This window comes from Streptomyces sp. NPDC020965 (assembly GCF_044333555.1).
Classification (GTDB): Bacteria; Actinomycetota; Actinomycetes; order Streptomycetales; family Streptomycetaceae; genus Streptomyces.
Window position 1 is genome coordinate 23,698 of record NZ_JBIRRE010000007.1, and the last position, 22,252, is coordinate 45,949.

Sequence of the window (22,252 nt, forward strand, 5' to 3'; positions counted from 1 at the left end):
CTCAGCCTGTTCTCGCAGCTCGCGCGCTACTCGGGCGTGCCGTCCCGGGACCGGGCGCGGTATCGGCGGGCGGCGGGTGGACTGAGGCGGGGACCTCAGCGGTACGGCGCCGGGGGCGGGCCGGGCGGATCCGGCCGGCCCGCCCCTTCCGGTCACGTCCCCCCACCTCACCGGAAGATCGCCATCGCCTGCACCTCCAGGATCGCTTCCCGTGCGTTCCAGTCCTGGACCTTGCCCAGGCAGCGGGCCGAGAACGCGCCGCCGGGGACCTCGTTCCGCAGGCCCTCCGTCGCACAGGTGACCCGGACCCGCGGCCCCTGGGCCGGATCGTCCGGGTCCCCGTACGGCGCGAGGAGGACCGTGGAGTCCGGGGATTCGCTGATCTTGCGGAAGCGGCCCCGGATCAGCACGAAGTCCTCGATGTCCCGGAGCCGTACGGCCCCCGGCGAGGAGCCGGAGCCGCCCAGCGTCGCCAAGGCGTTGGTCAGGGCCGCGTTGCGGCGCACGCTCTGGTTGACGAGGTCGACATGGACGATGACGTCCTTCGCCTCCAGCACATCCATGATCACGCCGATCACCGAGATCGGCTCGGCCACCTCCAGATACCGGCTGACGATCTCACTGTTGTCCTTGCGCCCGGCACCCGCGCTCACCCCGAAGACCTTGGCGCGGATGCTGCCGTCCGTGGCGTCGCTGGTCCGCTGCTCGACCTCCTTGCGGAGGGCCGCCGCGTAACCGCGCATCTGGTAGTGGTCCATGACCGAACGGTCGTGCAGATAGAAGCAGATGCTGAAGGTGAGGTTGCGGTCCGGCCCGCGCCGGCCCCGGGTGAACCAGGCGAGCGTCACCGACAACAGCAGTACCACCGCGACGATCGCGGTGGCCAGCCACAGCAGCATCCACGGCCACCAGACGCTCCACCACTCCTCAGTGAACACAGCCACGGATCTCCTTGAACGCGCTGAGGAGGGTCTGGGTCCCCGCGTCGACCACCCGGCCGCCGGTCGCCCGCGCCACTCGGTCGAGTTCTCCCCGGTCCGCCTCGCCGAAGCGGATGGCGTACGTACGGACTGCGCGGGCCTCCGGGGAGCGGGCCAGGTGCCGCCGTACGAAGGTGTCCGCGCCGATGCCTGCGTTGTTCCGGCCGTCCGTCATCAGCACGACGGACAGCGGCTGCCCGGGGTGCCGGCGCAGGATCGCCGCCACCTTCTCGTAGGTCTCGTCCAGGCTGGACCAGATCGCGGTGCGATCGGCGAAATCGTCGGGCGCCACCAGGGCCCGCAGCCGAGCCGGATCACCCGGACCCCGGTAGCTCACGCTCCGCTCGTCCAGCACCCGGCCGCCGAAGCGCAGCACGGTGACCGTCTCACCCCGGTGGAAGCGGGCGAACTTCCCGGACCGTGAATCGTCGGCACCGCTCAGCCCGTCGAAGACGGAGCGCAGCCGCCCGATCCGCTCACCCCGCATCGATCCGGAGAAGTCGAGCAGGAAGAGGACTCGGGCGGCCTTCTCGCGACGGGGGTCGCCGTAGTCGGCTAACAGCCGGTCGACGACGGCCTGCTGGTCGGGGAAGTAGAGGGCGTTGCCGATGGGGTCGCGCAGTCCGGGGACGCGGGGCACCTCGGGATCGATCGGCCGGCGCAGCGTGCGCTCCATGATCCGCTTCTGGACGGGAGCGCTCTTCAACCACTCCACCAGCCGGTCGTAGACGGCGCGCCTGGCGGGGTCGAGAAGGAGGAGGGGGTAGTCGGAGAGCATCATCCCGTCCTCGGGGTAGATGATCTCCAGCGGCTGGGTGAGCCTGCCACTCCTGTTGAGGGTCAGGAGTTCGGACTCATGGGTGATCAGGGCGTCGAGGTCGGCGCGGCGGCGGACGAATCCGTCGGCGAGGAGGGCCGGGGAGTTCTCGGTGAGCGTGTGTCCGGCGAGGAAGCCGCGCAGCCGGTCGCAGGAGACGTCGGCCGGCCGGAGGGCGCCTCCGGTGCCCGCCGCTGCGGTCGCGACACCGACCAGCGCGGCGAGTCCGCTGCCGGTGTGGCGGGGGTCGGCCATGCCGAAGGTGAGTGATCCGTCCGCCGCGGCATCGGCGACATCGGCCCAGGAGACGCGTCGGTCGGGGGAGCCGTCCCGGAGCCGCTTCGCCGTGGCGGGCTGCATGCCGATGACGACCGGGGAGCGCATGATGGGCGTGGCGAGGGGTTTCTCGACCTTCCGGCCGGCCGCCGCGAGTCGGAGCTGGACGTAGCGGTCGGAGGACAGCCAGGCGAGATCGTGCTGGTACTTCCCGGGGGCGAGGGCGTTACTGGCCTCGACGGTGCCCCGGTAGTCCATCTCCAGTCGGATGCCGGTCTCCCGGCGCAGGTCCTTCAGCAGGGGTGCCATATCGGCGAGTTCGGAGCCGGCCAGGACACGTAGGGTGACCGGTTTCTGATCGTCGGCGGAGCAGGTGACGATCGTGCCGATGAGCAGTACGGACAGGAGGACGGCGAGCGGACGGGCCGGGTGCCGGGGCCGGATCCGGAGTACCGCGCGGCGGATGTGGCCTCCGGGTGTCGCGCGGCGGGGCCGCTTACCGAGCCTCGCGCGGCGGGGGTGGTCTTCGAGCCTCGTGGGGCGGGGGTGGTCTCCGGGTGTCGCGCGGCGAAGCCGGTTCCCGAGGATCGCCCGCCGGGGTCGGGGGCGGTTCCGGGAGCGACCCCCGGTGGGGTGTCCGCCTCGGTCACGGGGTCGCCCGCTCATGGGGAACCCGCCGCCGGGCAGTCCCCCACGATGGAGATCATCCGTTCCAGGAGGCGGAGTCGGGGCATAGCGGTCCGGGTCTCGTCCCGCACCGACGGGACCGGGATGCGGCGCTCCGTCAGGAACCGGGTGAGCTGGTCGCCCGCGACCTTCCCGGTCGGGTCGAGGATGCGGAAGCCCAGTTCCATCGCGCGCTGCCGCAGTTCGGGGTCGTTGGTGATCAGTTCGCCGAGCCGGTCACCGTCCTTGTTGAGCGCGATGAACTGCGGCTGGGTGACGAATTGGCTGTCGGGGTAGAGCAGTACGCGGTCGGTGTCCAGCTTCCTGGACTCGGCGAGGTACTGGGCCTGGTAGGTGAGGTACTGGTGCTCGTACGCCACCACGACGGGTGCGACACCCTTGCCCTCCGGGGAGATATAGGTCCGGAACACATCGGCGGCGGGAAGTCCCTGTTCCATGAGGGGTTTGATCTGCCGGGCCCGGCGCTCCGCCTCCAGCACCGTCGCCGGTACCTCATTGCCGTCGCCGCGACGGGTGAAGGCGACCAGGGCGAGATAGGTGCCGGCCGAGTTGGCGGTGCAGACGTCGGGGGTCTGGGCGAGCACGCGGTTGTTGTTGGTGATTCCGTACTTGGCGATGCCCAGTTCGGACCATCGGGTGCGGTCGCCGATCCGGTCCAGGAACGCGCGCATGTCGAGTACGTAGTAGAGCGGATCATTCCGGCCGGTGCCCGGCTGGGGTTTCGCGATTCCCTCGGCCGCCAGCGCCCGTGCGTACGCGCGGTAGGTGGCGAGCACGATCGGGCTGACGAACGGCCGGTGAATGGTGGCGAATTCATTGCGGCTCGCGCGTTCGGCGGTGATCAGATCGGCGGCGGGCTGACCGGAGGGAAAGACGAAGTCGTACGACGAGATGTCACGCACCGCGACCTCACGCGAACCCACACTGGTGATATGGATGCGGATATGGTGTTTCAGCAGAATCCGCCGCACTTCGCCGTCTTCGAAGAAGTCCCGTTTGGAGGCCATTTTGCCCTCCAGGGTGATGACCCGTTCAAAGGGGAGCAGGGTGTTCCCGGAGACGGCCAGCGCGGTCACCCCGGTGAGGACGAATGCCAGGGCAGGCAGACAGAACACCAGGAATCCACGCCGGGACCACGGCGACGACGCTTGGCGCCGCACGGTCAGACGTGGCTCTTCGACGACAGGTCTCTCCCCGGTGACCACGAGCGCCTCCCCGATTCCCCCGACGTGGTCGGATCTGTGCCTTACCCCGTGCGCGGCCGTTCGAACGCCTTCCGGCCGGGGTCCCTGACGCGGGGCGCGCGACGGCGGGGCCGCACCGGCGTCACCGGACCCGGTCCGGGGCCGGCCGCTCAGCGACCCCCAGCCGGGCCGCCCACTCCAGGGCGGTGGGCACGCGGCACTCCCGCGGCAGCGGGCTCGGCCCGGACGCGGAGTCCATCAGCTCCTGGAGCGCCGAGGCGTTCACGGTGCCCGCCTCGACCCGGGCCACGAAGCGGTCGGCGGCGGCCCGGTCCCGGTATCCGGCGTCGGCGAAGCAGTCGGCCAGCGACTGGTCGTCGAAGATCCCGGCGTAGCCGTCGCAGGAGGCGGCGAGTCCGTCGTCCTCGACGTAGCCCGGATAGGGGGCGCGGGCCCAGCGGCCCTCCTCCCACCAGTAGAGATAGCCGAGTTCATATCCGTCGTTCAATTCGCGGAGCCGGTCGACGGGCACCCAGTCCGGCGCGTTCACCAGCAGATCGACGGGTTTGTCGCCCCGATAGGTGGTGTCGCTGCAGTCCACGTCCTGACCGTAGAAGATCGCTCTTCCCCCCGAGCGGAGGGCCAGTGTCCAGCCACCGTTGGAATGGGAACAGGACAACTCACGGTCACCGAGCCGGAATACGGGTCGTGCTGTTCTGGTGACGTCGATCAGTACGAGGACGACGGCGCGTTCCCACATCCGCTCGGGCCCGCCAAGCTGTGCGGGAATCGCCGGCTCGTTGGTCATCTCTGTCCCCGTTGTCAACGCTGTGTATTGCTGACCGAACATTCAGTGCTACCGAACCCTACGGCCGAACAGAGCGACGGATCCCCCGGCGAGCACCGGGGTGGAACCGGCACTACCGCCTCCGCCACAGCGTCGAAACACCATGCTCGCACGCTCGTGCAACATTCCCGTTTCCGCCGGGAGTCGCATTGTTTCCGTGTCATGGATATTCATGCAAGGCACCAAAGGGAGATTGTTCGACGGACGGGGGTGATACGTGTCCCGGGCGCGACCGTCCCGGCGGGGACGGCGGCGGGTCCGGTGCGTCCCTTCAGGCGAGCGTGCACACCGTACGTACGGGCCGGGAGTCCCTGTCCGGTGACACCGGCGCACGCCCCTGACAGGCGGCCGGAGACGGCATACGGCGGCCCGTACGTACGGGAGGGGGCGTTCTCGGACTCATGGATTGAACGTAACCCCAGTGCTCGACCCGGTGTTCGCATTTGCTTACCGTTTACCGAACGTCCAGACCTTTCCTGGCTGGAATTCAATGGACATACAAGCAACGGAGGTTGGTATTCCGCCAAGGAACAGCGGAATCCGTCGCCCGGGGGCCCGGTGAACCACGCACCGGGCCCGGTCTCCGACGACCGCCGAAGCCTTGGTCACCGCCTGGGCGCGGGCCCTCCGGCGGACAGTTGGCTCGCCATCGCGCCCGGGGTCCGAAGCGCCCCACCGACGGTCGAACCATCCGGCGCGGAGAACGGCCGAATCCGATAAGCGTCCGGAGTTGGTGACCGCACATGCAACCGTTCCCCCACTCCGTGGCCCCTGCGTCGGGAGTGACGTCGGAAGTGACCCGGGGGCGAGTCGGGACCAGAGGACGCGAACATCTCGCGAGCGACTCGCGAGCGACTCGGGCACGGCTCGGGAACAGATCAGGGGCGAGTCATGGACAGGTCGGGAACGGGCCGGGGGCGGGTCAGCCGACGGCCCGGGGCGACCGGGTACGGCTCAGGAGACGGGCCCGGGAATGGCGCGCGGCGGCTCGGGAGACACCGGTCCCGTGGTGCGGTGGACCACATTGGACCGCTTCCCGTAGCGGAACGCCCGGACCCGGAGGGCGGCCGTCTTCTCCGCCGGCAGGGTGATCAGTCCGGTGGACACGATGTTCTGGTCGAGCACCGCGGCGACCCGGAAGTCCGGCGCGCCGGCGCGCCGGATCTCGACCAGATACCCGTCCTCGTCCCGGGCGTTGTCCTGCCAGCTCAGCTTGACGCCGTTGGCGTGCAGGGCGGTGACGGTCAGCCCGCTCGGCGCGGCGGCGCCACTCCGCGCGCCGCGCACCGAGCCCTGGGACGGGTCCGGACGCCCGTCCGGGAGGCTGCGGAGCTCGGCCCCGTCGTGGTCACTCAGCTGTTCGAGCGTGCTGGGGCCGCCGGCCGGCAGGGTGATGTCCACGGTCCCCGACACCGGTCCGCCATAGGACCGGAGTCGGTAGAAGAAGGGGGTGGCCGGCATCAGATCGGGGTGGGTGTAGTCGGTCCGACCGGGTGGGGCGAACTCCAACACGGTGTACGGCCCCTTCCGCGCGGTGGCGAACTCGACGGCGTGGCCCGCCGCCCCGGGGTCCCGACCGTGCCATCTCAGGGTGATTGCGGTCGGCGAGTCGAGCCGCGCCTCCAGCGTCACCCCGCGCGGCCGGTCCTCCCTGGTGGACGAGTCACCCCCCGTACAGCCGGCGATCATGAGGCACAGCACAGCTCCGGGCACCAAGGCGCGTGTCATACGGATCATCACGGGTGTCACTCGCCTACTTGCGCCGGAACCGGATATCGCTCCACTCGACGGTGGCGGAACACCCGCCGGTGCGGTGGGCGCCGAACTTGTCGTAGCAGCCGCCGGCGACGCTGGGGCGGATCACCGCGGCTCCCGTGAGCGTGGGAGGTGTGCCGTGCATGGTCCACGCCCTTTCAGGGGTCGCACATCGGTGGTGGAGAAACAGACTCGCCCGCCGCACCCACATCGGGCGCTTCCATCGGGCATGGCACACAGCGGTGCCCATCTGGGTCACATACATGAACGTCGAGTCGATGGATGAACATTGTCTGGAAATCAGGACGCTAGAACCCCCACGCACAGTGCGTCAAGAAGTGGGTTCCGGCCCCGAACAGGCCAGTTCAAAGGGTGGACGGCGGCGGATTGGTGGACTACGGAGCCCCGGTCCCACGCGGGCCGTACGCTGAGGACGGTGTTCACCTCCTCGGGCCCCACCCTCCGCGAACTCGCCGTCCAGGCGCTCTCCTCCATCGAGCACGGCTACGACCTGCTGGCCCCGAAGTTCGACGCGACCCCGTTCCGCACGGCTGACCGCATCCTCGATCCGATGAGCGACGCACTCCGCCCGCTCGGCCCCTTCCACCGGGGGATCGATATCTGCTGCGGCACCGGCGCGGGCGTCGGAATGCTGCGCCGGCTGTGCGACGAGCGGGTCACCGGCGTGGACCTCAGCGCCGGGATGCTCGACCGGGCGCGCGCCGCCGTGACGGACCAGCCGGAGGGGCCACCCGTCGACTGGGTACGCGCCGACGCCCGCGCCCTCCCCTTCAGCGGCGCCTTCGACCTGGCCACCAGCCTGGGCGCGTTCGGCCACTTCCTGCCCGAGGAACGCCCCGCCCTCTTCGCGGGCGTCCACCGGGCACTGTGCCCCGGTGGCCTCTTCGTCTTCCCGCTGCCCGCTCCGCCCCGGGTCGGCTCACGGCTCTACTGGACGCTCTGGGGATTCGATGCGGCGATGCGGGTACGGAACGCGGTCTGGCATCCCACCTTCGTCATGTACTACCGCACCTTCCGGCTCGCTCCGGTGCGGGAGGAGCTGGTCCGGACGGGGTTCACGGTGGAGCTGCGCCCCCTGGAGGCACTGGGCCGACGACCGGACGGCAGCCCCAACTGCCTCCTGGTGGTGGCGCGGCGCCTCTAGCGCGTGCTCCCTCAGGAGCGGAAGCGGTACGGGCCGCGGCAGTACGGGCGGAAGCGGTACGTCACTCCGTGCGGGCGGGGGCGCCATCCGTGTCGGCGGGGAGCGCGCGGGTGAGCAGCCGGGCCTCGCGCAGCCGCCCGTCAGGAGTGAACCGCCCGAAGAAGCAGACCTCAGTGGCGGTGGGCTGCTTACGCATCCGCGCATACAGCGTGTACCGGGCGGCGATCAGATCCCCGCTCGCCAGTGCCTCATGGACCTCCACCCGGCCGGCGATCAGGTTCTTGCGCACCGGGCGGACGTGTGCGACGAGCTTTTCCCGGTCGATCCGGTTGCCGTCGGCGAACTGGACGAACCCCGGCGCGTGGTAGCGGTCGACCACGGTGCCGGGGTCCTCCTCGCCGCGCAGGATGTCATCGGTGAACGAGGTCAGGAAGTCGGCGATGAACCGACTCGGGTCGTTCGTGAGGGCGTTGCCGGTGCCATCGCTGGCATCGGGTCCATCGGTGGCATCGGTGGCATCGGGTCCATCGGGTCCATCGGGTCCACGAAGGGGATTCATGACGCTCCCAGCAGGCTCGGGGCCGGACCGGCTCCCCCCACCGCGCGGCAACGACGACGGCGGCGGCGGTCACTGTCACCGCGGACCACCGGGGGGATCCTTGACACGTCGTAAGATATGCCCGCTGCAATAATTCTGACAAGGTGTAAGAGATGTCCTCAGCGTCACCCCATCCGGAGCCCCGGCGCCAACCACAGCCGGAGCAGCCGGAGCAGCCGGAGCAGCGAGCACCGTCCCAGCCGCGGCCCCGCCGCCCCCGGGCCGACGCCCGCCGCAGCAGGGCGGCGGTCCTGGACGCGGCGGTCCGGCTCCTGGACGCCCGGCCCGACGCCAGCGTCGAGGCCATCGCCACCGCCGCCGGCGTGACCCGCCAGACCGTCTACGCCCACTTCCCCTCGCGCGAAGGGTTGTTGTCGGCTGTCGCCGACCTCCTCACCGAAGAGGCGGTCGCCGCGATGGACGCCGCCGACCTCGACGCTGGTACGGCCACGGAAGCGCTGCTGCGGCTGCTCGAAGCCAGCGGCCGGGCGGCCCGGCGCCACCCCGTCCTGCTCCGGACGATCGCCGCGCTGCCGATGGACCCGGGGGCCGACCAAGAGCGGCACGCACCGGTCGCCGAACGGCTGCGGCGGGTGATCCAACGGGGTCGGGAGAGCGGTGAGTTCGACCGCGCGCTCCCCGCCGACTGGCTGGTCGCGGCCACCGTCGCCCTCGGGCACGCCGCCGCAGCGGAGGGCGACGCGGGCCGGATGTCCGGCGACGCGGCGGCGGCGGCGCTCCACACCAGTCTGCTCCGGGTGTTCGGTGCGGCCGGGTCCCCCGCCCACCGTGGGGAAGTGACAGTGGGCCATGAGAACCCGGCCCCAACGAGCCCGTCGGCCGCTGAGCCCCGCCATGAGAACCCGGCCCCGGCGCGCCCGACAACCGATTAATCAACGGAGGGTCGCTCGCCGGCCAACCTCGTTGGGAGACACAGCGGGACAGAGCGGCGGTGACGGTGTCTCTCTCTTCCCCCCGGCCGGGGGGACGCGGAAGGAGGCGGTGTCAGGCCACCGATCCGATCCGGCCCGGCGCCGGGCGCGGCCCGTCGTGGTGGATCGGGGTGTGCGCGCCCGCGAGGGAGACACCACTGCCCCCACGGCGGTCGGCGACGATCTCCGCCGCGATGGAGAGCGCGGTCTCCTCGGGGGTACGGGCGCCGAGGTCGAGCCCGATGGGACTGCGCAGCCGGGCGAGTTCGCGTTCGGTGACTCCGGCCTCGCGCAGCCGCCGGACCCGGTCGTCATGGGTGCGGCGGGAACCCATCGCCCCGATGTACGCGACGGGGAGCCGCAGGGCCGTCCGCAACAGCGGCAGGTCGAACTTGGAGTCGTGGGTGAGGACGCAGAGCACCGTACGGGAGTCGGTCGCGGTGGCCGCGAGGTAGCGGTGCGGCCAGTCGACGGCGATCTCGTCGGCGTCGGGGAAGCGGGCCCGGGTCGCGAAGACCGGCCGGGCGTCGCAGACGGTGACGTGGTGGCCGAGGAACTTGCCGACCCGTACCAGCGCGGCGGCGAAGTCCACGGCACCGAAGACGATCATGCGTGGGGGCGGGACGCTGGACTCCACGAACAGGGTGAGGGGCCTGCCGCAGCGACTGCCGTCGGCACCGACACCGACCGCCTCCGTACGCCCGCTGTCGAGCAGTGCGCCGGCCTCGGCCACGGCGGTGCGGTCGAGCGCGGGGCCCCCGCCGAGGGTGCCCTCGTACCCGCCTCCGGGCCGTACGAGCAGGGCTCGGCCGAGGAGTTCGGCGGGACCGTCGACGACGCGGACCAGGGCGGCGGTCTCCCGGCGCGCGGCGGCGGCGATGGCGGCGACGGAGACGGCGGCGGCCCCCGTGACGCCTTCCCGGGCCTGCCCCGACGCGCCTTCCGTGACCTGATCCTTCGAGACCACGCCTTCCGTGACCTGACCCGCCGGGGCCCGGCCCTCCGCGACCGGGCCTTCACCGACCTGACCCGCCGCGCCCGCCGTGGCCCGGCCCTCCGTCGCCGCGCCCGCCGTCACGACACCCCGGGTGGCCGCGGTCGATATACCCGCGCCCTCGGCGACCGCGGTCGATATACCCGCGCCCAGCACCGGCGTCACCAGGACCTCGATCTCCCCACCGCACATCAGGCCGACGGCGAACGCGTCCCCCTCGCCGTCCCCCTCACCTTCTCCGCCGACCTCGCCGAAGCGTTCGCGCACGGTCCGGCCGTCCACCAGGGCCTGCCGGCACAGCTCGTACACCGCGCCCTCGACACACCCCCCGGAGACCGACCCGATCACCGCCCCCGCACCGTCCACCGCCAGCGCGGCGCCCGGTCGCCGGGGCGCGCTGCCGGTGACGGAGACCACCGTGGCGACGGCGAACGCGCGGCCCTGCCCGACCCACCGGTGCAGTTCTTCGGCGATGTCCAGCATCTCGCTCTCCTCGTGGATTGCTTGCGCCCCGCGCGCCGGAGCGAGTTCGGACGGTTCAGGTGCCGGTGAGGTGCTCGGGCCGTACCGGCGCCTTGGTGAGGTCCAGCCCGGTCGCGGCCCGGATGGCCGCGATGACGGCCGGGGTGGACGACAGGGTGGGCGCCTCGCCGACGCCCCGGAGCCCGTACGGCGCGTGCGGGTCGGCGAGTTCGAGCACATCGACGGGGATGACCGGTGTGTCCAGGATCGTGGGGATCAGATAGTCCGTGAAGGACGGGTTCCGCACCTTCGCCGTCATCGGATCGATGATGATCTCCTCCATCACCGCCACTCCCAGGCCCTGGGTGGTGCCGCCCTGGATCTGGCCGACGACGGAGAGCGGGTTGATCGCCTTGCCGACGTCCTGCGCACAGGCCAGTTCCACGACCTTCACCAGGCCCAGTTCGGTGTCGACCTCCACGACCGCCCGGTGCGCGGCGAAGGAGTACTGGATATGGCCGTCGCCCTGGCCGGTGACCCGGTCCAGCGGGTCGGTCGTCCGGGGCCGCCACTCCCGCTCCACCTCGACCACCTCGTCCGCCAGCACCTCGACCAGATCGGCGAGCACCTCGCCACCGTCGGTGACAACCTTGCCACCTTCGAGCAGCAGTTCGGCAGTGGCCCAGGCGGGATGGCGGTGGCCGAACCTGCGGCGCCCCAGCTCCAGCACCCGATCACGGACGATGCCGCAGGAGTGTTTGATCGCGCCGCCGGTGACATAGGTCTGTCGGGACGCGGAGGTGGAACCGGCCGAGCCGACCCGGGTGTCGGCGGGCTCGATGGTGACCTGGGTGACGCCCAGTTCGGTACGGGCGATCTGGGCGTGGACGGTGACTCCGCCCTGGCCGACCTCCGCCATCGCGGTGTGCACGGTCGCGACCGGCCGGCCGCCGACGACCTCCATCCGCACCCGGGCGGTGGAGTAGTCGTCGAACCCCTCCGAGAAGCCGACGTTCTTGATGCCGACGGCGTAGCCGACGCCTCGGACGACGCCCTCGCCGTGGGTGGTGTTGGAGAGTCCGCCGGGCAGCGCACGGACGTCCGTCACCCCGTCCGCGCGCTCCCACTGGCGCTCCGGGGGCAGCGGGCGGGCCTTGACCCGGCGCAGCAGTTCGGCGACGGGCGCCGGCGAGTCGACGCGCTGTCCCGTGGGCATGATCGTGCCCTGGCTCATGGCGTTGCGCTGCCGGAACTCGACCGGGTCCAGGCCGAGTTCGGCGGCGACCTTGTCCATCTGGGCCTCGTAGGCGAAACACGCCTGCACCGCGCCGAAGCCGCGCATCGCGCCGCAGGGCGGGTTGTTGGTGTAGAGCGCGAGGGATTCGATGGCGACGTCGTCCACGACGTACGGGCCGATGCCCAGGGAGGCGGCGTTGCCGACGACCGCGGGCGACGCGGAGGCGTAGGCGCCGCCGTCGAGGACGATCCGGCAGGTCACATGGGTGAGTTTGCCGTCGCGGGTGGCGCCGTGCTCGTAGCGGAGTCGGGCCGGGTGGCGGTGGACATGGCCGAAGAAGGACTCGAACCGGTTGTAGACCATTTTGACGGGTTTACCGGTGCGCAGCGCGAGAAGGCAGGCGTGGATCTGCATCGACAGGTCCTCGCGTCCGCCGAACGCGCCGCCGACACCGGAGAGGGTCATCCGCACCTTCTCCTCGGGCAGTCCGAGGACGGGCGCGATCTGGCGGCGGTCGGAGTGCAGCCACTGCGTGGCCACGTACAGCTCCACACCGCCGTCCTCGGCGGGGACGGCGAGTCCGGACTCGGGCCCGAGGAACGCCTGGTCCTGCATCCCGAAGACGTACTCGCCCGTGACGATCACATCGGCGCGTGCCGCCGCAGCGGTGGCGTCGCCGCGGACGATCGGCTGGCGGTGCAGGATGTTCGGGTGCGGTACATGCCCGCTGTAGTGGTCGGTCCGGTTCTCGTGGACGAGGACCGCGCCGGGTGCGGTGGCCGACGCCTCGTCGGTGATCAGCGGCAGTTCCGCGTAGTCGACCCTGATCCTGGCGGCGGCGCGGCGGGCGGTCTCGGGGTGGTCGGCGGCGACCAGGGCGACCGGTTCGCCGTGGTGGCGGACCTTGCCGTGGGCGAGTACGGGGGTGTCCTGGATCTCCAGCCCGTACGTGGTCACCGCCGTGGGCAGATCGTCATGGGTGAGCACGGCGTGGACGCCGGGGGTGGCCAGGGCCTCGGTGATGTCGATGGAGCGGATGGTGGCGTGGGCGACGGTGGAGCGGAGCGTATGGCCCCAGATCATGTCCTCGTGCCACATGTCGGAGGAGTAGGCGAACTCTCCGGTGACCTTGAGGGTGCCGTCGGGGCGCCGGGTGGACTCGCCGATGCCGCCCCTGGTGCCGGCCGACTGGGTGAGGCCGGCCGGTGTACCGGTGGCCCCGAATCCTCCGGTGCCGGGCCCCACTCGAACACCGGATCCCGCCCCGGTGCCGGTGCCCGCTCGCATACCGGATCCCGCCCCGGTGCCGGGGCCCGATCCCGCTCGGACGCCGGTCATGGGCTCGCCTTCGATTCCGTTACCGGTAGCGGTCATCGGGGGGTCGCCTCCGACTGGCGCGTGGCGGCGAGCCGGACCGCTTCGAGGATCTTCTCGTAGCCGGTGCAGCGGCAGAGGTTGCCGGACAGCGCCTCGCGGATGTCGTCGTCGGACGGCCGGGCGTTCCGCTCCAGCAGATCGTCGGCGGCGACGAGCAACCCCGGGGTGCAGAAGCCGCACTGGACCGCCCCGGCGTCGATGAAGGCCCGCTGGACCGGCGCCAGGGCGCTCCGGGCCCCTTCGGGGGTCCAGCGGCGCGCCTCCTCCGGTGAGGTGCCCGTCGCGCCGTCGGCGTCGCGGCGCCGGGCGTGGTCGGCGAGGCCCTCGACGGTGACGATCTCGCGCCCCTCGGCCTGTCCGGCGGCCACGAGGCAGGCACAGACCGGCACACCGTCCATCCGGACCGTGCAGGAACCGCACTCGCCCTGCTCACAGGCGTTCTTCGAGCCGGGCAGGCCCATCCGCTCCCGCAGGACGTAGAGGAGGCTCTCGCCCTCCCACACGTCGTCGGCCTCCTGCGGACGGCCGTTGACGGTGAAGTTCACCCGCATGGTGTGCCCCTCTCCTCGCGGTACGACTGCCAGGTCCACAGCAGGGTGCGGCGGGCCATGACGCCGACGGCGTGCCGCCGGTACCGCGCGGTGCCGCGGACGTCGTCGATCGGATTGCACCCGGCCGACGCCAGCTCGGCGAACTGCCGGGCGATCGACGGGGTGATGGTCTGCCGGCTCTCCCAGAACCCGCCGTCTTCGAGCGCGGCGTTCAGGAATTCCTCGGCGACCGTGGCCCGGACCGGGGTCGGGGCCGCGGAGCCGATCCCGGTGCGGACCGTACGCGTGGCGGGGTGCAGCGCGAGTCCGAAGGCGCAGACGGCGATCACCATGGCGTTGCGGGTGCCGACCTTCGCGTACTGCTGCGGCCCGTCGGCCCGGGGGATGTGCACGGCCCTGATCAGCTCGTCGGTGGCGAGGGCGTTGCGCTTCACCCCGGTGTAGAAGTCGTCGATGGCGATCCGGCGGCTGCCGCGCACCGACGCCACCTCGACCTCCGCGCCCGAGGCCAGCAGCGCGGGGTGGGCGTCACCGGCCGGGGACGCGGTGCCGAGATTGCCGCCGACGCCGCCCCGGTTGCGGATCTGCGGGGAGGCGACGGTGTGCGAGGCGAGCGCCAGCCCCGGCAGCTCGGCCCGGAGCCGCTCCATGATCTGGCTGTACGGGACGGAGGCGCCGAGCCGCACGGTGTCCGCGCCCACCTCCCACTCGCCCAGCTCATCGATCCGGTTGAGGTCCATGAGGTACGCGGGGCGGCGGTGGTCGAAATTGATCTCGACCATCACATCCGTACCGCCCGCGATGGGCACGGCGGTGGGGTGCGCGGCCTTGGCGGCGAGCGCCTCCTCCCAGCTTGCGGGCCGAAGGAAGTACATGCGGACTCTCTTCGTCGTACGGCTGATCCCGAGACAGGCCCTATTACACAAGTGTGGGCTCCATCGGGTGCAGTCACCGAAACCATGAAGGAGTTGGCTGGTCGCCACGGTCATCTTGTAGATTCGAACGAAAGACGGGACTCGGTGACCTCACTGTTTTTCCATACAGTTTTTCCCTGAAGGCCATGGCCAGGGGCCATGGGCGGCAACGAGATGATCGGCGGCGACCGGATGCGGCTGCGCGCACTGCTGGAGAACGACGCGCTGGGGCTGCGGCTGCTGGGCGGCGACGATGAGTTGGACCGCGGTGTACGCGGAGTGATGACGACGGACCTCAAGGACCCCAGTCGTTATCTCTCCGGCGGCGAGCTGGTGCTCTCCGGACTCGCCTGGCGACGGTCCGCGGCGGACTCCGAACCCTTCGTGAGGATCCTGGTGGCCGCGCAGGTCGCCGGGCTCGCGGCGGGCGAGGCGGAGCTGGGCGCGGTCCCCGACGATCTGGTCGAGGCGTGTGCGAAGCACCGGCTGCCGCTGTTCGCGGTCCATGAGTCCGTCGCCTTCGCGACGATCACGGAGTACGTCGTCCGGCAGGTCTCCGGCGAGCGGGCCGGTGACCTCGCGGCCGTCGTGGACCGGCACCGACGGCTGATGACCTCGGGCCCGGCGGGCGGCGGACCCGAGGTGGTCCTCGATCTGCTCGGCTCCGATCTGGACCTACGGGCCTGGGTGCTCTCGCCGACGGGGCGCCGGATCGCGGGCGATGAACTGCCCGCCGGCGTGGCCAAGGCACTGGCGGGCGAGCACCTGGCGGCCACCCGCGCCGGCCGGCGTCCGCCGCACCGGGCGACGGTCGACTCCACCGCGTACTCACTCTTCCCGATCGACGCCGGCGGGCGGACGGCCGCCACCGGGCCCCGGGACGTCCGGGAGAGCGTGCTCTCCGACTGGCTGCTGGCGGTCGAGGCGGACGCGGGCGACTGGCCCGAGGCCCGGCTCGACCTGCTCCAGGGCGTGACCCAGTTGATCGCCGTGGAACGCGACCGCCGCGAGGCCGCCCGTACGGTGCGCCGCAGGCTCGCCCAGGAGGTGCTGGAGCTGGTCCAGACGGGCGCGGCCCCCGCGGAGATCGCGGCCCGCCTGCGGGTGGCGGCACCGGTGCTGCTGCCGGGGTTGGGGGCCGCGCCGCACTGGCAGGTCGTGGTCGCCCGGGTGGACTGGGCCCCCGGCGGCGCCGGTATCGACGCGGGCCCGGTGGCGCAGTCGCTGCTGGAGGAGATCCTGGTGGCCCCCGAGGCGGCCGACCGGATCGCGGTCGCGCACAGCGGTGACGAGGCCGTCGCCCTGGTCCCGCTGCCGTCGTCGTCACCGGAGGACGGCACCATCGACGAGGGGCTGCACGCGGACGCACTGCTCGCGGCCGTACGGGACCCGCTCGCGGCGGGTCTCGGCGACGACGGCCGGCTGACGCTCGGTGTCAGCGCGGCGGTCAGCTCGGCCGACGGGCTGCGCGGCGCCCTGGAGGAGGCCCGGCACGCCCGCCGCGTGGCGGCGGCCCGGCCGGGCCGGGTCTGCGCGGCGGGCCACCACGAGCTGGCCTCGCACGTACTGCTGCTCCCGTTCGTCCCGGACGACGTACGGCGGGCGTTCACGGCGAGACTGCTGGATCCGCTGCGGGAGTACGACCAGCGGCACCGCGCGGAGCTGATTCCGACGCTGGAGGCGTTCCTGGAGAGCGACGGGTCGTGGACGCGGTGCGCGACCCGACTGCATCTGCATGTGAACACGCTGCGGTACCGGGTGGGCCGGATCGAACAGCTGACGGGCCGTGATCTGTCCCGGCTTGAGGACAAGCTGGACTTCTTCCTGGCGCTGCGGATGAGCTGACGGCCCCGCGCCGCGCGGGCCTCGGCAGCGGGATCGGGGCGCTCAGTCCCCCTCCCGACACCAACCGAACCGAGCCCGGACCCCCGCACCGAACCCGCCCCCACGCCACGCCACTCGTCCGGGCCCCACCCCGCAAGGCCGAAACAACGACGGGGGCAGGACCACGGCATGGTCGGCGCCGGCGCCGGGACGGCCACGCGGATGAGCCGACGGCCCCGCACCGCGCGGGCCTCGGGACCGGGATAGGGGCGCTCAGTCCCCCTCCCGACACCAGCCAAACCGAGCCCGAGACCAGGACCGAGCGCCCCGCTACCGACACCAGCCGAGCCGGACCCCGCGCACCGGACCCGCCTCCACGCCACGCCAGGCCACTCGTGCGGAGCGGACCCCGCAAGGCCGAAACGGCGACGGGGGCAGGACCACGGCATGGTCGGAGTCAGGGCCGGGACAGCCGCGCGGATGAGCCGACGGCCCCGCACCGCGCGGGCCTCGGGACCGGGATAGGGGCGCTCAGTCCCCCTCCCGACACCAGCCAAACCGAGCCCGAGACCAGGACCGAGCGCCCCGCTACCGACACCAGCCGAGCCGGACCCCGCGCACCGGACCCGCCTCCACGCCACGCCAGGCCACTCGTGCGGAGCGGACCCCGCGCGCCGGCCGAAGCCGACCGGACGCGAACCCCCGCCCCGGAGAGCCCGCCGAACCCGGCCGATTCCGACCGGGCCGACCGGGCTCTCCGAGCCGGACGAGCGCCCCTACTCCCGCCCCAGCACCCGCGCGAACGCGCCACCGCTCGCCGTCAGCTCCTCCCAGGTGCCCTGCTGGGCGATCCGGCCCGCTTCCAGGACCGCGATCCGCCCCGCCCTGCGCACCGTCGCCGCCCGGTGCGCTATCACCACCGTCGTGCACCCGGGCAGCGCCGCCGTCACCTCCGCGTCGCCCACCCCGTCGAGCTGCCCCGTCGTCTCGTCCAGCACCAGCACCCTCGGGCGGGTCAGCAGCGCCCGCGCCAGGGCGACCCGGGCCCGCTGCCCGCCCGACAGCGTCGCGCCCCGCTCGCCCACCGCCGTGGCGTACCCGTCCGGCAGGGCGTGGGCGATCCGGTCGACGCCCGTCGCCGACGCCACCGCGCGCAGTTCGGCCTCGGTCGCCCCGGGCGCGCCCAGCCGCAGGTTCTCCGCCAGCGTGCCGTGGAACAGCGGCGCGTCCTGACCGACCACGGCCACCGTCCGCCGCAGCTCCCGCTCGGACACGTCCCGTACGTCCACGGCCGCGCCGCCCTCCGTGACCAGTTCCACCGTCCCGTCCCCCGGGTCCCAGAACCGTGCCAGCAGGTGCGCGCACGTCGATTTGCCCGCCCCGGACGCCCCCACCAGCGCGACCGTCTGCCCGGCCCGCACCCAGAGGTCGAGCCCGTCGAGCACGGGCTCCCCGCCGTAGTCGAAGCGGACCCCCCGGAGCCGTACCCCCAGCGGTCCGTCCGGCACCGGGCGTGGTGTCGCGGGTTCGGGGGCGCCCGCCGGGGCTCCGGCCGCCGCCCCCACCCGGGCCGCTGCCGCTCGCAGACCCCCGGCGCGGCCCAGCGCGGCGGCCGATTCGGCGACCGGCGCGAGCACCCCCAGCGCCAGCGCCATCGCGGCCGGCGCCCACGCTCCGGTCATGGTGTGCGCGGCCACGGCGACCACACCGATCACCGCCGCCACCACCAGCAGGTCACGGACGGCGGCCGTGTCCGCCTCCCACGACTGTTCGGCCTGCTGGGCGTCGCCGAGGCGCCGGCCGTGCGCCCGGAGCCGCTCGCGGCGGCGCTCAAGACCGCCGAAGGTGAGCAGTTCCCGCAGCCCGTCGACGCTGTCCACCGTCTCGGCGGAGAGGTCAGCGGCCGCCGCCCGGGTCGCGGCCCCGCGCACCGCGTGCCCCTTCCCGTCCAGCAGCGGTACGAGGGCCAACAGCGCGGCGGCGGGGAGCACGGCGACAAGCAGCCGGGGCTCGACCACCGCGAGCGCCACCGAGCCACCGCCGAACACGACGCCCGACGCGAGGAGTTGGGCGACGGCGTGCGCGTAGAAGAACTCCAGGGCCTCCACGTCCCCCAGCGCCGCCGAAGCGAGGTCCCCACTGCGCCGCCCGGCGACTCGCGCGGGGGCGCTGCGGGCCAGTCCGTCGAAGACGCGGACGCGCAGTTCAGCGAGGACCCGGTAGGCGAGATCGTGCGAGAGGTCCATCTCCCACCAGGTCGCGAACGCGCGAACCAGAACGAGCCCGGCGAGCGCGGCGAGGACGGCCGCGCCGGGCGCGGTCCGTGCCAGCACCGCCGTGCCGACGGTGTGCGCGGCGAGCGTGATCAGGGCGACCAGCGCCGCCTGCCCGACGAGCGCGGCGAGGAAGGTCCGTACGGTCATGCTCCGGTGCGCCGCGAGTACGGGCAGCAGGGCGCGCAGGGCGCCGGTGGCGGACGCGTTCACGCGGCCCTCACCGCCTCCGCGAGCCGTGCGTACACACCGTCGCCGGCGAGTAGGGCGGCGTGGTCGCCGACCGCCTCCACCCGCCCGCCGTCGAGCACGACGATCCGGTCCGCGTGCTCGACGGCGGCGATGCGGTGCGCGACCACGAGGCAGGTGCGGCCGTGGGCCGCCCGCAGCAGCTCCTTGACGATGCCCGCCTCCCGGCGTTCGTCGACGGCGCTGGTCGCTTCGTCCAGCACCAGGACGGGCGCGTCCGCGAGCAGCGCCCGCGCCAGGGCCAGCCGTTGCCGTTGGCCGCCGGAGAGGGTCGAGCCGCGTTCGCCGATCACGGTCGCGTAGCCGCCGGGCAGCCGGAGGATCTCCTCGTGCAGTCCGGCCGCGCGGGCGGCGGTGTGCAGCGCGTCGTCCGTCGCGTCCGGCCGTGCGAGCCGCAGGTTGTCGGCGACGGAGGCGTGGAAGAGATAGGTCTCCTGGGAGACGACCGCGATTCCGCGCCGCAGTGAGTCGAGGCTGTACGCGGTGGTGGGGACGCCGTCCACGAGGACGCGTCCGGTGTCGGGGTCGCTCTGCCGCAGCAGCAGTCCGAGGAGGGTCGACTTGCCGGCGCCGGAGGGTCCGACGATCGCGGTGGTCAGCCCGGCCGGGGCGGTGAAACCGACCCCGTCGAGCGCGGGCCGCCGGGCTCCCTGGTGGGTGAAGCCCACCTGGTCGAAGCGGACTTCGGGGGCGGACCGCCAGGCGGCGGGCCACTCGCCGTCGTCGGGAACTCCGCCGTCCGCCGTCCGCAGCGCGGCGATCCCGTCGGCGGCCGAGACGCCCAGATAGCCGGAGTGCCATTCGCGGGACAGGTCGCGCACGGGTCGGAAGCACTCGGACGTCAGCATCAGGACCACGTAGGTGCCGGTGGCCGTGGTCGCACCGGACGCGGCGGAGGCGCAGGCCACCAGGGCGGCGGCCACCGTCCCGCCCTGGACGGCCAGATCGGTGATTCCGGTGTCCACGAGCGAGACCCGCAGCTTGGCGACGGTCGCCCGGTGCAGTTCGCCCGAGCGCTCCGCCAGCCGCGCCCGGGTCCGGCCGACCGACCCGGTCGCGCGAAGTGTGGGCATCCCCTGGAGGGCCTCCAGGTAGTCGGCGGAGAGTGCCTCGTACGCGCCCCAGTGCTGCTGACCGCGCCGGGCCAGCAGCCGGTCCCACCAGCGGGGCGCGCAGAGGGCGAGGAGGAGGGCGGGGGCCAGTGCGGCAGCGGCCCAGGGTGCGACGAAGCCCACGGCGATCAGCAGGGGGATCGGCAGGGCGCAGGTGATCAGGGCCTGCGGCAGATAGCGCGACACATAGGCGTCCACGCCCTCCACTCCGTCCACGAGGGTCGCCCGCACGGCGCCGGCGCGCGCCCCGGCGCTCCGGGGCGGGCCGGTCCGCCCCAGTTGGACGAGGAGTTCGTCGCGGAGTCCGATCCGTACGGCGGACCCGGCCGCGACGGCGATCCGCCGCTGCCAGCGGGCGAGCAGCGCCCGGACGGCGACGGTCGCGACCACGGCGCCGAGCAGCGCGGGCAGTCCCGCCGTCTCACCGCGCGCGATCCGGGCCAGGGCCAGGGCGAGCAGTACGGCCTGGGCGAGATGGGTGAGGGCGACGGCGCCCAGCAGCGCGGTCGCGGTGAGGAGGGATCGGCGGGCGATCCGGGCCGCCCGCAGCAGCTCCGGGTGGAGCATCATGAGGTCACTTCTTCTCTTCCGATGGCGAGCCCGTGCAGGATCCAGTCGCGGCCCGGGGGCTCGCCGAGCGCGGCCCCGAGGTCGGCGCCCTGCCAGGCGCCGACCGGCCGGGAGAGCAGTCCCAGTCGGGTGGCGGCGAGTTGGGCGGCGCCCACGCCATGGCCGGCGATCAGGTGGTCGCGGAGTATCCGGGCGGGGGTGGCGTCGGACGGGCAGCCGTAGGCGAGGAGGACGGCACCGGCACCGGCGAGCCAGCCCTGTCCGGCGGCCCAGTGGGCGAGGGTGGGCAGGACCTCACCGGTGGCGAGGAACCGCAACCCGCGACCCGAACCACCCGGGGCACCCGAACCGTCCCGGCCACCGCCACCGTCACTCGGCCCACCTGAGCCGTCACCGCCACCCGGGGCACTTGGCCCACCCGGCCCACCTGAGCCGTCCCGGCCACCACCAGCGCCACCCAGGGCACCCGGGGCACCCGAGCCGTCAAGGCCACCACCGGCGCCACCGTCACGACCACCGCCACCGCCGCGGTCATCGCCACCGCCGCGGTCATCGCCACCGCCGCGGTCCCGGCCACCACCACCGTCGCGGTCACCCAGCCCACCCGAGCCGTCACCGCCACCCGGCCCACCTGAGCCGTCCCGGCCACCACCAGCGCCACCGTCACGACCACCACCGGCGCCAGCGTCACGACGACCGCCACCGTCACGACCACCGCCACCGCCACCGTCACCGCCACCGCCACCGCCACCGCCACCGCCACCGCCACCGCCACCGCCACCGCCACGGTCACCGTCACGGTCACGATCATCGGCACCGTTGTCAGGGCCGTCAGCAGGGCCGTCATCGTCACCGTCCGGTACGAGCAGCCCCGGTTCCGCCCCGCCGACCGCCAGACACCAGCGCGGGCCGCCGCCGGCCGCCGATTCGCAGGCCCCCACTGACTCACCGGCGCCCGCCGACTCGGCGGCCCTGAGCACTTCCCGGAGCGCGCGCCGCGTGGGCCGGGCCGACGATCCGAGCAGACCGGGATCGGCGCTGCGACGGCGCAGGATGACGGATGCGGGCACGACGGACCGCCCCGACAGGCGCCAACTCCCCCTGGCGGAGGCCGCCGCGGAGAGCTCCGAGAGGACGTGCCACGCCTCGACGAGATCGCGAGGCGTACCGCCGGGCGGACCAGGCTCCCGGGCCGGCGTCCGGGCCGGCGCGCACGACCCCCACCCGGACCCGCGCGCCGGGTCCGGCGTCCAAGCCCCTGGCTCCCCTTCTCCGATGAGCCGTACCACCGCGACGGGTACACACCACGCGTCCCGGGGCCGCCCGGACGGACCGGCCGCCTCCCCCGGGCCCCGGCGCGGATGGGGACCGGACGACACCCGGTCCCACCGCGCGCTACCCGCCCGTACGGCCTCCGGGGCACTCGCCCCGGCCCGCCGGGCGACCGC

At 73.0% G+C, this 22,252-nt stretch carries 18 protein-coding genes; 3 read left to right on the forward strand and 15 right to left on the reverse strand.

Annotation, left to right across the window (positions count from 1 at the left end; all coding sequences use genetic code 11):
- Positions 1 to 167 precede the first annotated feature (167 nt).
- From ACH4S7_RS21485 to ACH4S7_RS21510, 6 genes are all read right to left on the reverse strand, one after another.
- Positions 168 to 944: a hypothetical protein gene (locus ACH4S7_RS21485; protein ID WP_398522824.1), complete on the reverse strand. Its 777-nt coding sequence runs from the start codon at positions 942 to 944 to the stop codon at positions 168 to 170.
- A complete protein-coding gene (locus tag ACH4S7_RS21490) occupies positions 928 to 2,739 on the reverse strand; it encodes a substrate-binding domain-containing protein (RefSeq protein ID WP_398522825.1) in 1,812 nt (603 codons plus the stop codon). Before ACH4S7_RS21490 ends, ACH4S7_RS21485 begins: the two co-directional genes overlap by 17 nt.
- Positions 2,736 to 3,875 carry a hypothetical protein gene (locus ACH4S7_RS21495; RefSeq protein WP_398522826.1) on the reverse strand — a complete coding sequence of 380 codons (1,140 nt, stop codon included), beginning with the start codon at positions 3,873 to 3,875 and terminating at the stop codon, positions 2,736 to 2,738. Before ACH4S7_RS21495 ends, ACH4S7_RS21490 begins: the two co-directional genes overlap by 4 nt.
- A 211-nt stretch (positions 3,876 to 4,086) precedes the next feature.
- Positions 4,087 to 4,752, reverse strand: a complete 666-nt coding sequence (locus ACH4S7_RS21500) for a hypothetical protein (protein ID WP_398522827.1) — start codon at positions 4,750 to 4,752, stop codon at positions 4,087 to 4,089.
- 993 nt (positions 4,753 to 5,745) lie between these two features.
- Positions 5,746 to 6,519, reverse strand: coding sequence for a fibronectin type III domain-containing protein (locus ACH4S7_RS21505; protein ID WP_398522828.1), 774 nt, complete (start codon positions 6,517 to 6,519; stop codon positions 5,746 to 5,748).
- A gap of 25 nt (positions 6,520 to 6,544) precedes the next feature.
- On the reverse strand, positions 6,545 to 6,691 hold the full coding sequence (locus tag ACH4S7_RS21510) for a hypothetical protein (RefSeq protein WP_398522829.1): 147 nt from the start codon (positions 6,689 to 6,691) through the stop codon (positions 6,545 to 6,547).
- 291 nt (positions 6,692 to 6,982) lie between these two features.
- Here ACH4S7_RS21510 and ACH4S7_RS21515 point away from each other — a divergent pair, with 291 nt between their 5' ends.
- Positions 6,983 to 7,711: a class I SAM-dependent methyltransferase gene (locus ACH4S7_RS21515; protein ID WP_398522830.1), complete on the forward strand. Its 729-nt coding sequence runs from the start codon at positions 6,983 to 6,985 to the stop codon at positions 7,709 to 7,711.
- 61 nt (positions 7,712 to 7,772) lie between these two features.
- On the opposite strand, the gene ACH4S7_RS21520 is transcribed toward ACH4S7_RS21515, so the two are convergent.
- Positions 7,773 to 8,270, reverse strand: coding sequence for a nuclear transport factor 2 family protein (locus ACH4S7_RS21520; protein ID WP_398522831.1), 498 nt, complete (start codon positions 8,268 to 8,270; stop codon positions 7,773 to 7,775).
- 152 nt (positions 8,271 to 8,422) lie between these two features.
- Here ACH4S7_RS21520 and ACH4S7_RS21525 point away from each other — a divergent pair, with 152 nt between their 5' ends.
- Positions 8,423 to 9,202 carry a TetR/AcrR family transcriptional regulator gene (locus ACH4S7_RS21525; protein ID WP_398522832.1) on the forward strand — a complete coding sequence of 260 codons (780 nt, stop codon included), beginning with the start codon at positions 8,423 to 8,425 and terminating at the stop codon, positions 9,200 to 9,202.
- 112 nt (positions 9,203 to 9,314) lie between these two features.
- Here the strand turns inward: ACH4S7_RS21525 and ACH4S7_RS21530 are convergent, their stop codons facing one another.
- The 4 genes from ACH4S7_RS21530 to ACH4S7_RS21545 are packed head-to-tail and all read right to left on the reverse strand — an operon-like array spanning position 9,315 to position 14,737.
- Positions 9,315 to 10,718: an XdhC family protein gene (locus tag ACH4S7_RS21530; RefSeq protein ID WP_398522833.1), complete on the reverse strand. Its 1,404-nt coding sequence runs from the start codon at positions 10,716 to 10,718 to the stop codon at positions 9,315 to 9,317.
- A 55-nt stretch (positions 10,719 to 10,773) separates the two neighbouring features.
- Positions 10,774 to 13,272 (reverse strand): xanthine dehydrogenase family protein molybdopterin-binding subunit, encoded by a 2,499-nt coding sequence (locus ACH4S7_RS21535; protein ID WP_398522834.1) that lies wholly within the window; start codon positions 13,270 to 13,272, stop codon positions 10,774 to 10,776.
- Positions 13,273 to 13,304: 32 nt separating this feature from the next.
- Positions 13,305 to 13,862 carry a (2Fe-2S)-binding protein gene (locus ACH4S7_RS21540; RefSeq protein WP_398522835.1) on the reverse strand — a complete coding sequence of 186 codons (558 nt, stop codon included), beginning with the start codon at positions 13,860 to 13,862 and terminating at the stop codon, positions 13,305 to 13,307.
- The gene (locus ACH4S7_RS21545) at positions 13,853 to 14,737 is read right to left on the reverse strand and encodes an FAD binding domain-containing protein (RefSeq protein ID WP_398522836.1); all 885 of its coding nucleotides are present in this window, start codon (positions 14,735 to 14,737) and stop codon (positions 13,853 to 13,855) included. Before ACH4S7_RS21545 ends, ACH4S7_RS21540 begins: the two co-directional genes overlap by 10 nt.
- A 231-nt stretch (positions 14,738 to 14,968) precedes the next feature.
- Between ACH4S7_RS21545 and ACH4S7_RS21550 the strand changes: the two genes are divergently transcribed.
- Positions 14,969 to 16,621, forward strand: coding sequence for a PucR family transcriptional regulator (locus ACH4S7_RS21550; protein ID WP_398523176.1), 1,653 nt, complete (start codon positions 14,969 to 14,971; stop codon positions 16,619 to 16,621).
- Positions 16,622 to 17,376: 755 nt separating this feature from the next.
- On the opposite strand, the gene ACH4S7_RS21555 is transcribed toward ACH4S7_RS21550, so the two are convergent.
- The 4 genes from ACH4S7_RS21555 to ACH4S7_RS21570 are packed head-to-tail and all read right to left on the reverse strand — an operon-like array spanning position 17,377 to position 21,651.
- Positions 17,377 to 19,023 carry an ABC transporter ATP-binding protein gene (locus tag ACH4S7_RS21555; RefSeq protein ID WP_398523177.1) on the reverse strand — a complete coding sequence of 549 codons (1,647 nt, stop codon included), beginning with the start codon at positions 19,021 to 19,023 and terminating at the stop codon, positions 17,377 to 17,379.
- Between the two features lie 59 nt (positions 19,024 to 19,082).
- Positions 19,083 to 20,804, reverse strand: a complete 1,722-nt coding sequence (locus tag ACH4S7_RS21560) for an ABC transporter ATP-binding protein/permease (RefSeq protein ID WP_398522837.1) — start codon at positions 20,802 to 20,804, stop codon at positions 19,083 to 19,085.
- Positions 20,801 to 20,959, reverse strand: coding sequence for a hypothetical protein (locus ACH4S7_RS21565; RefSeq protein WP_398522838.1), 159 nt, complete (start codon positions 20,957 to 20,959; stop codon positions 20,801 to 20,803). The genes ACH4S7_RS21560 and ACH4S7_RS21565 overlap by 4 nt, the downstream gene beginning before the upstream one ends.
- Before the next feature lie 14 nt (positions 20,960 to 20,973).
- The gene (locus ACH4S7_RS21570; protein WP_398522839.1) at positions 20,974 to 21,651 is read right to left on the reverse strand and encodes a hypothetical protein; all 678 of its coding nucleotides are present in this window, start codon (positions 21,649 to 21,651) and stop codon (positions 20,974 to 20,976) included.
- Positions 21,652 to 22,252 lie beyond the last annotated feature (601 nt).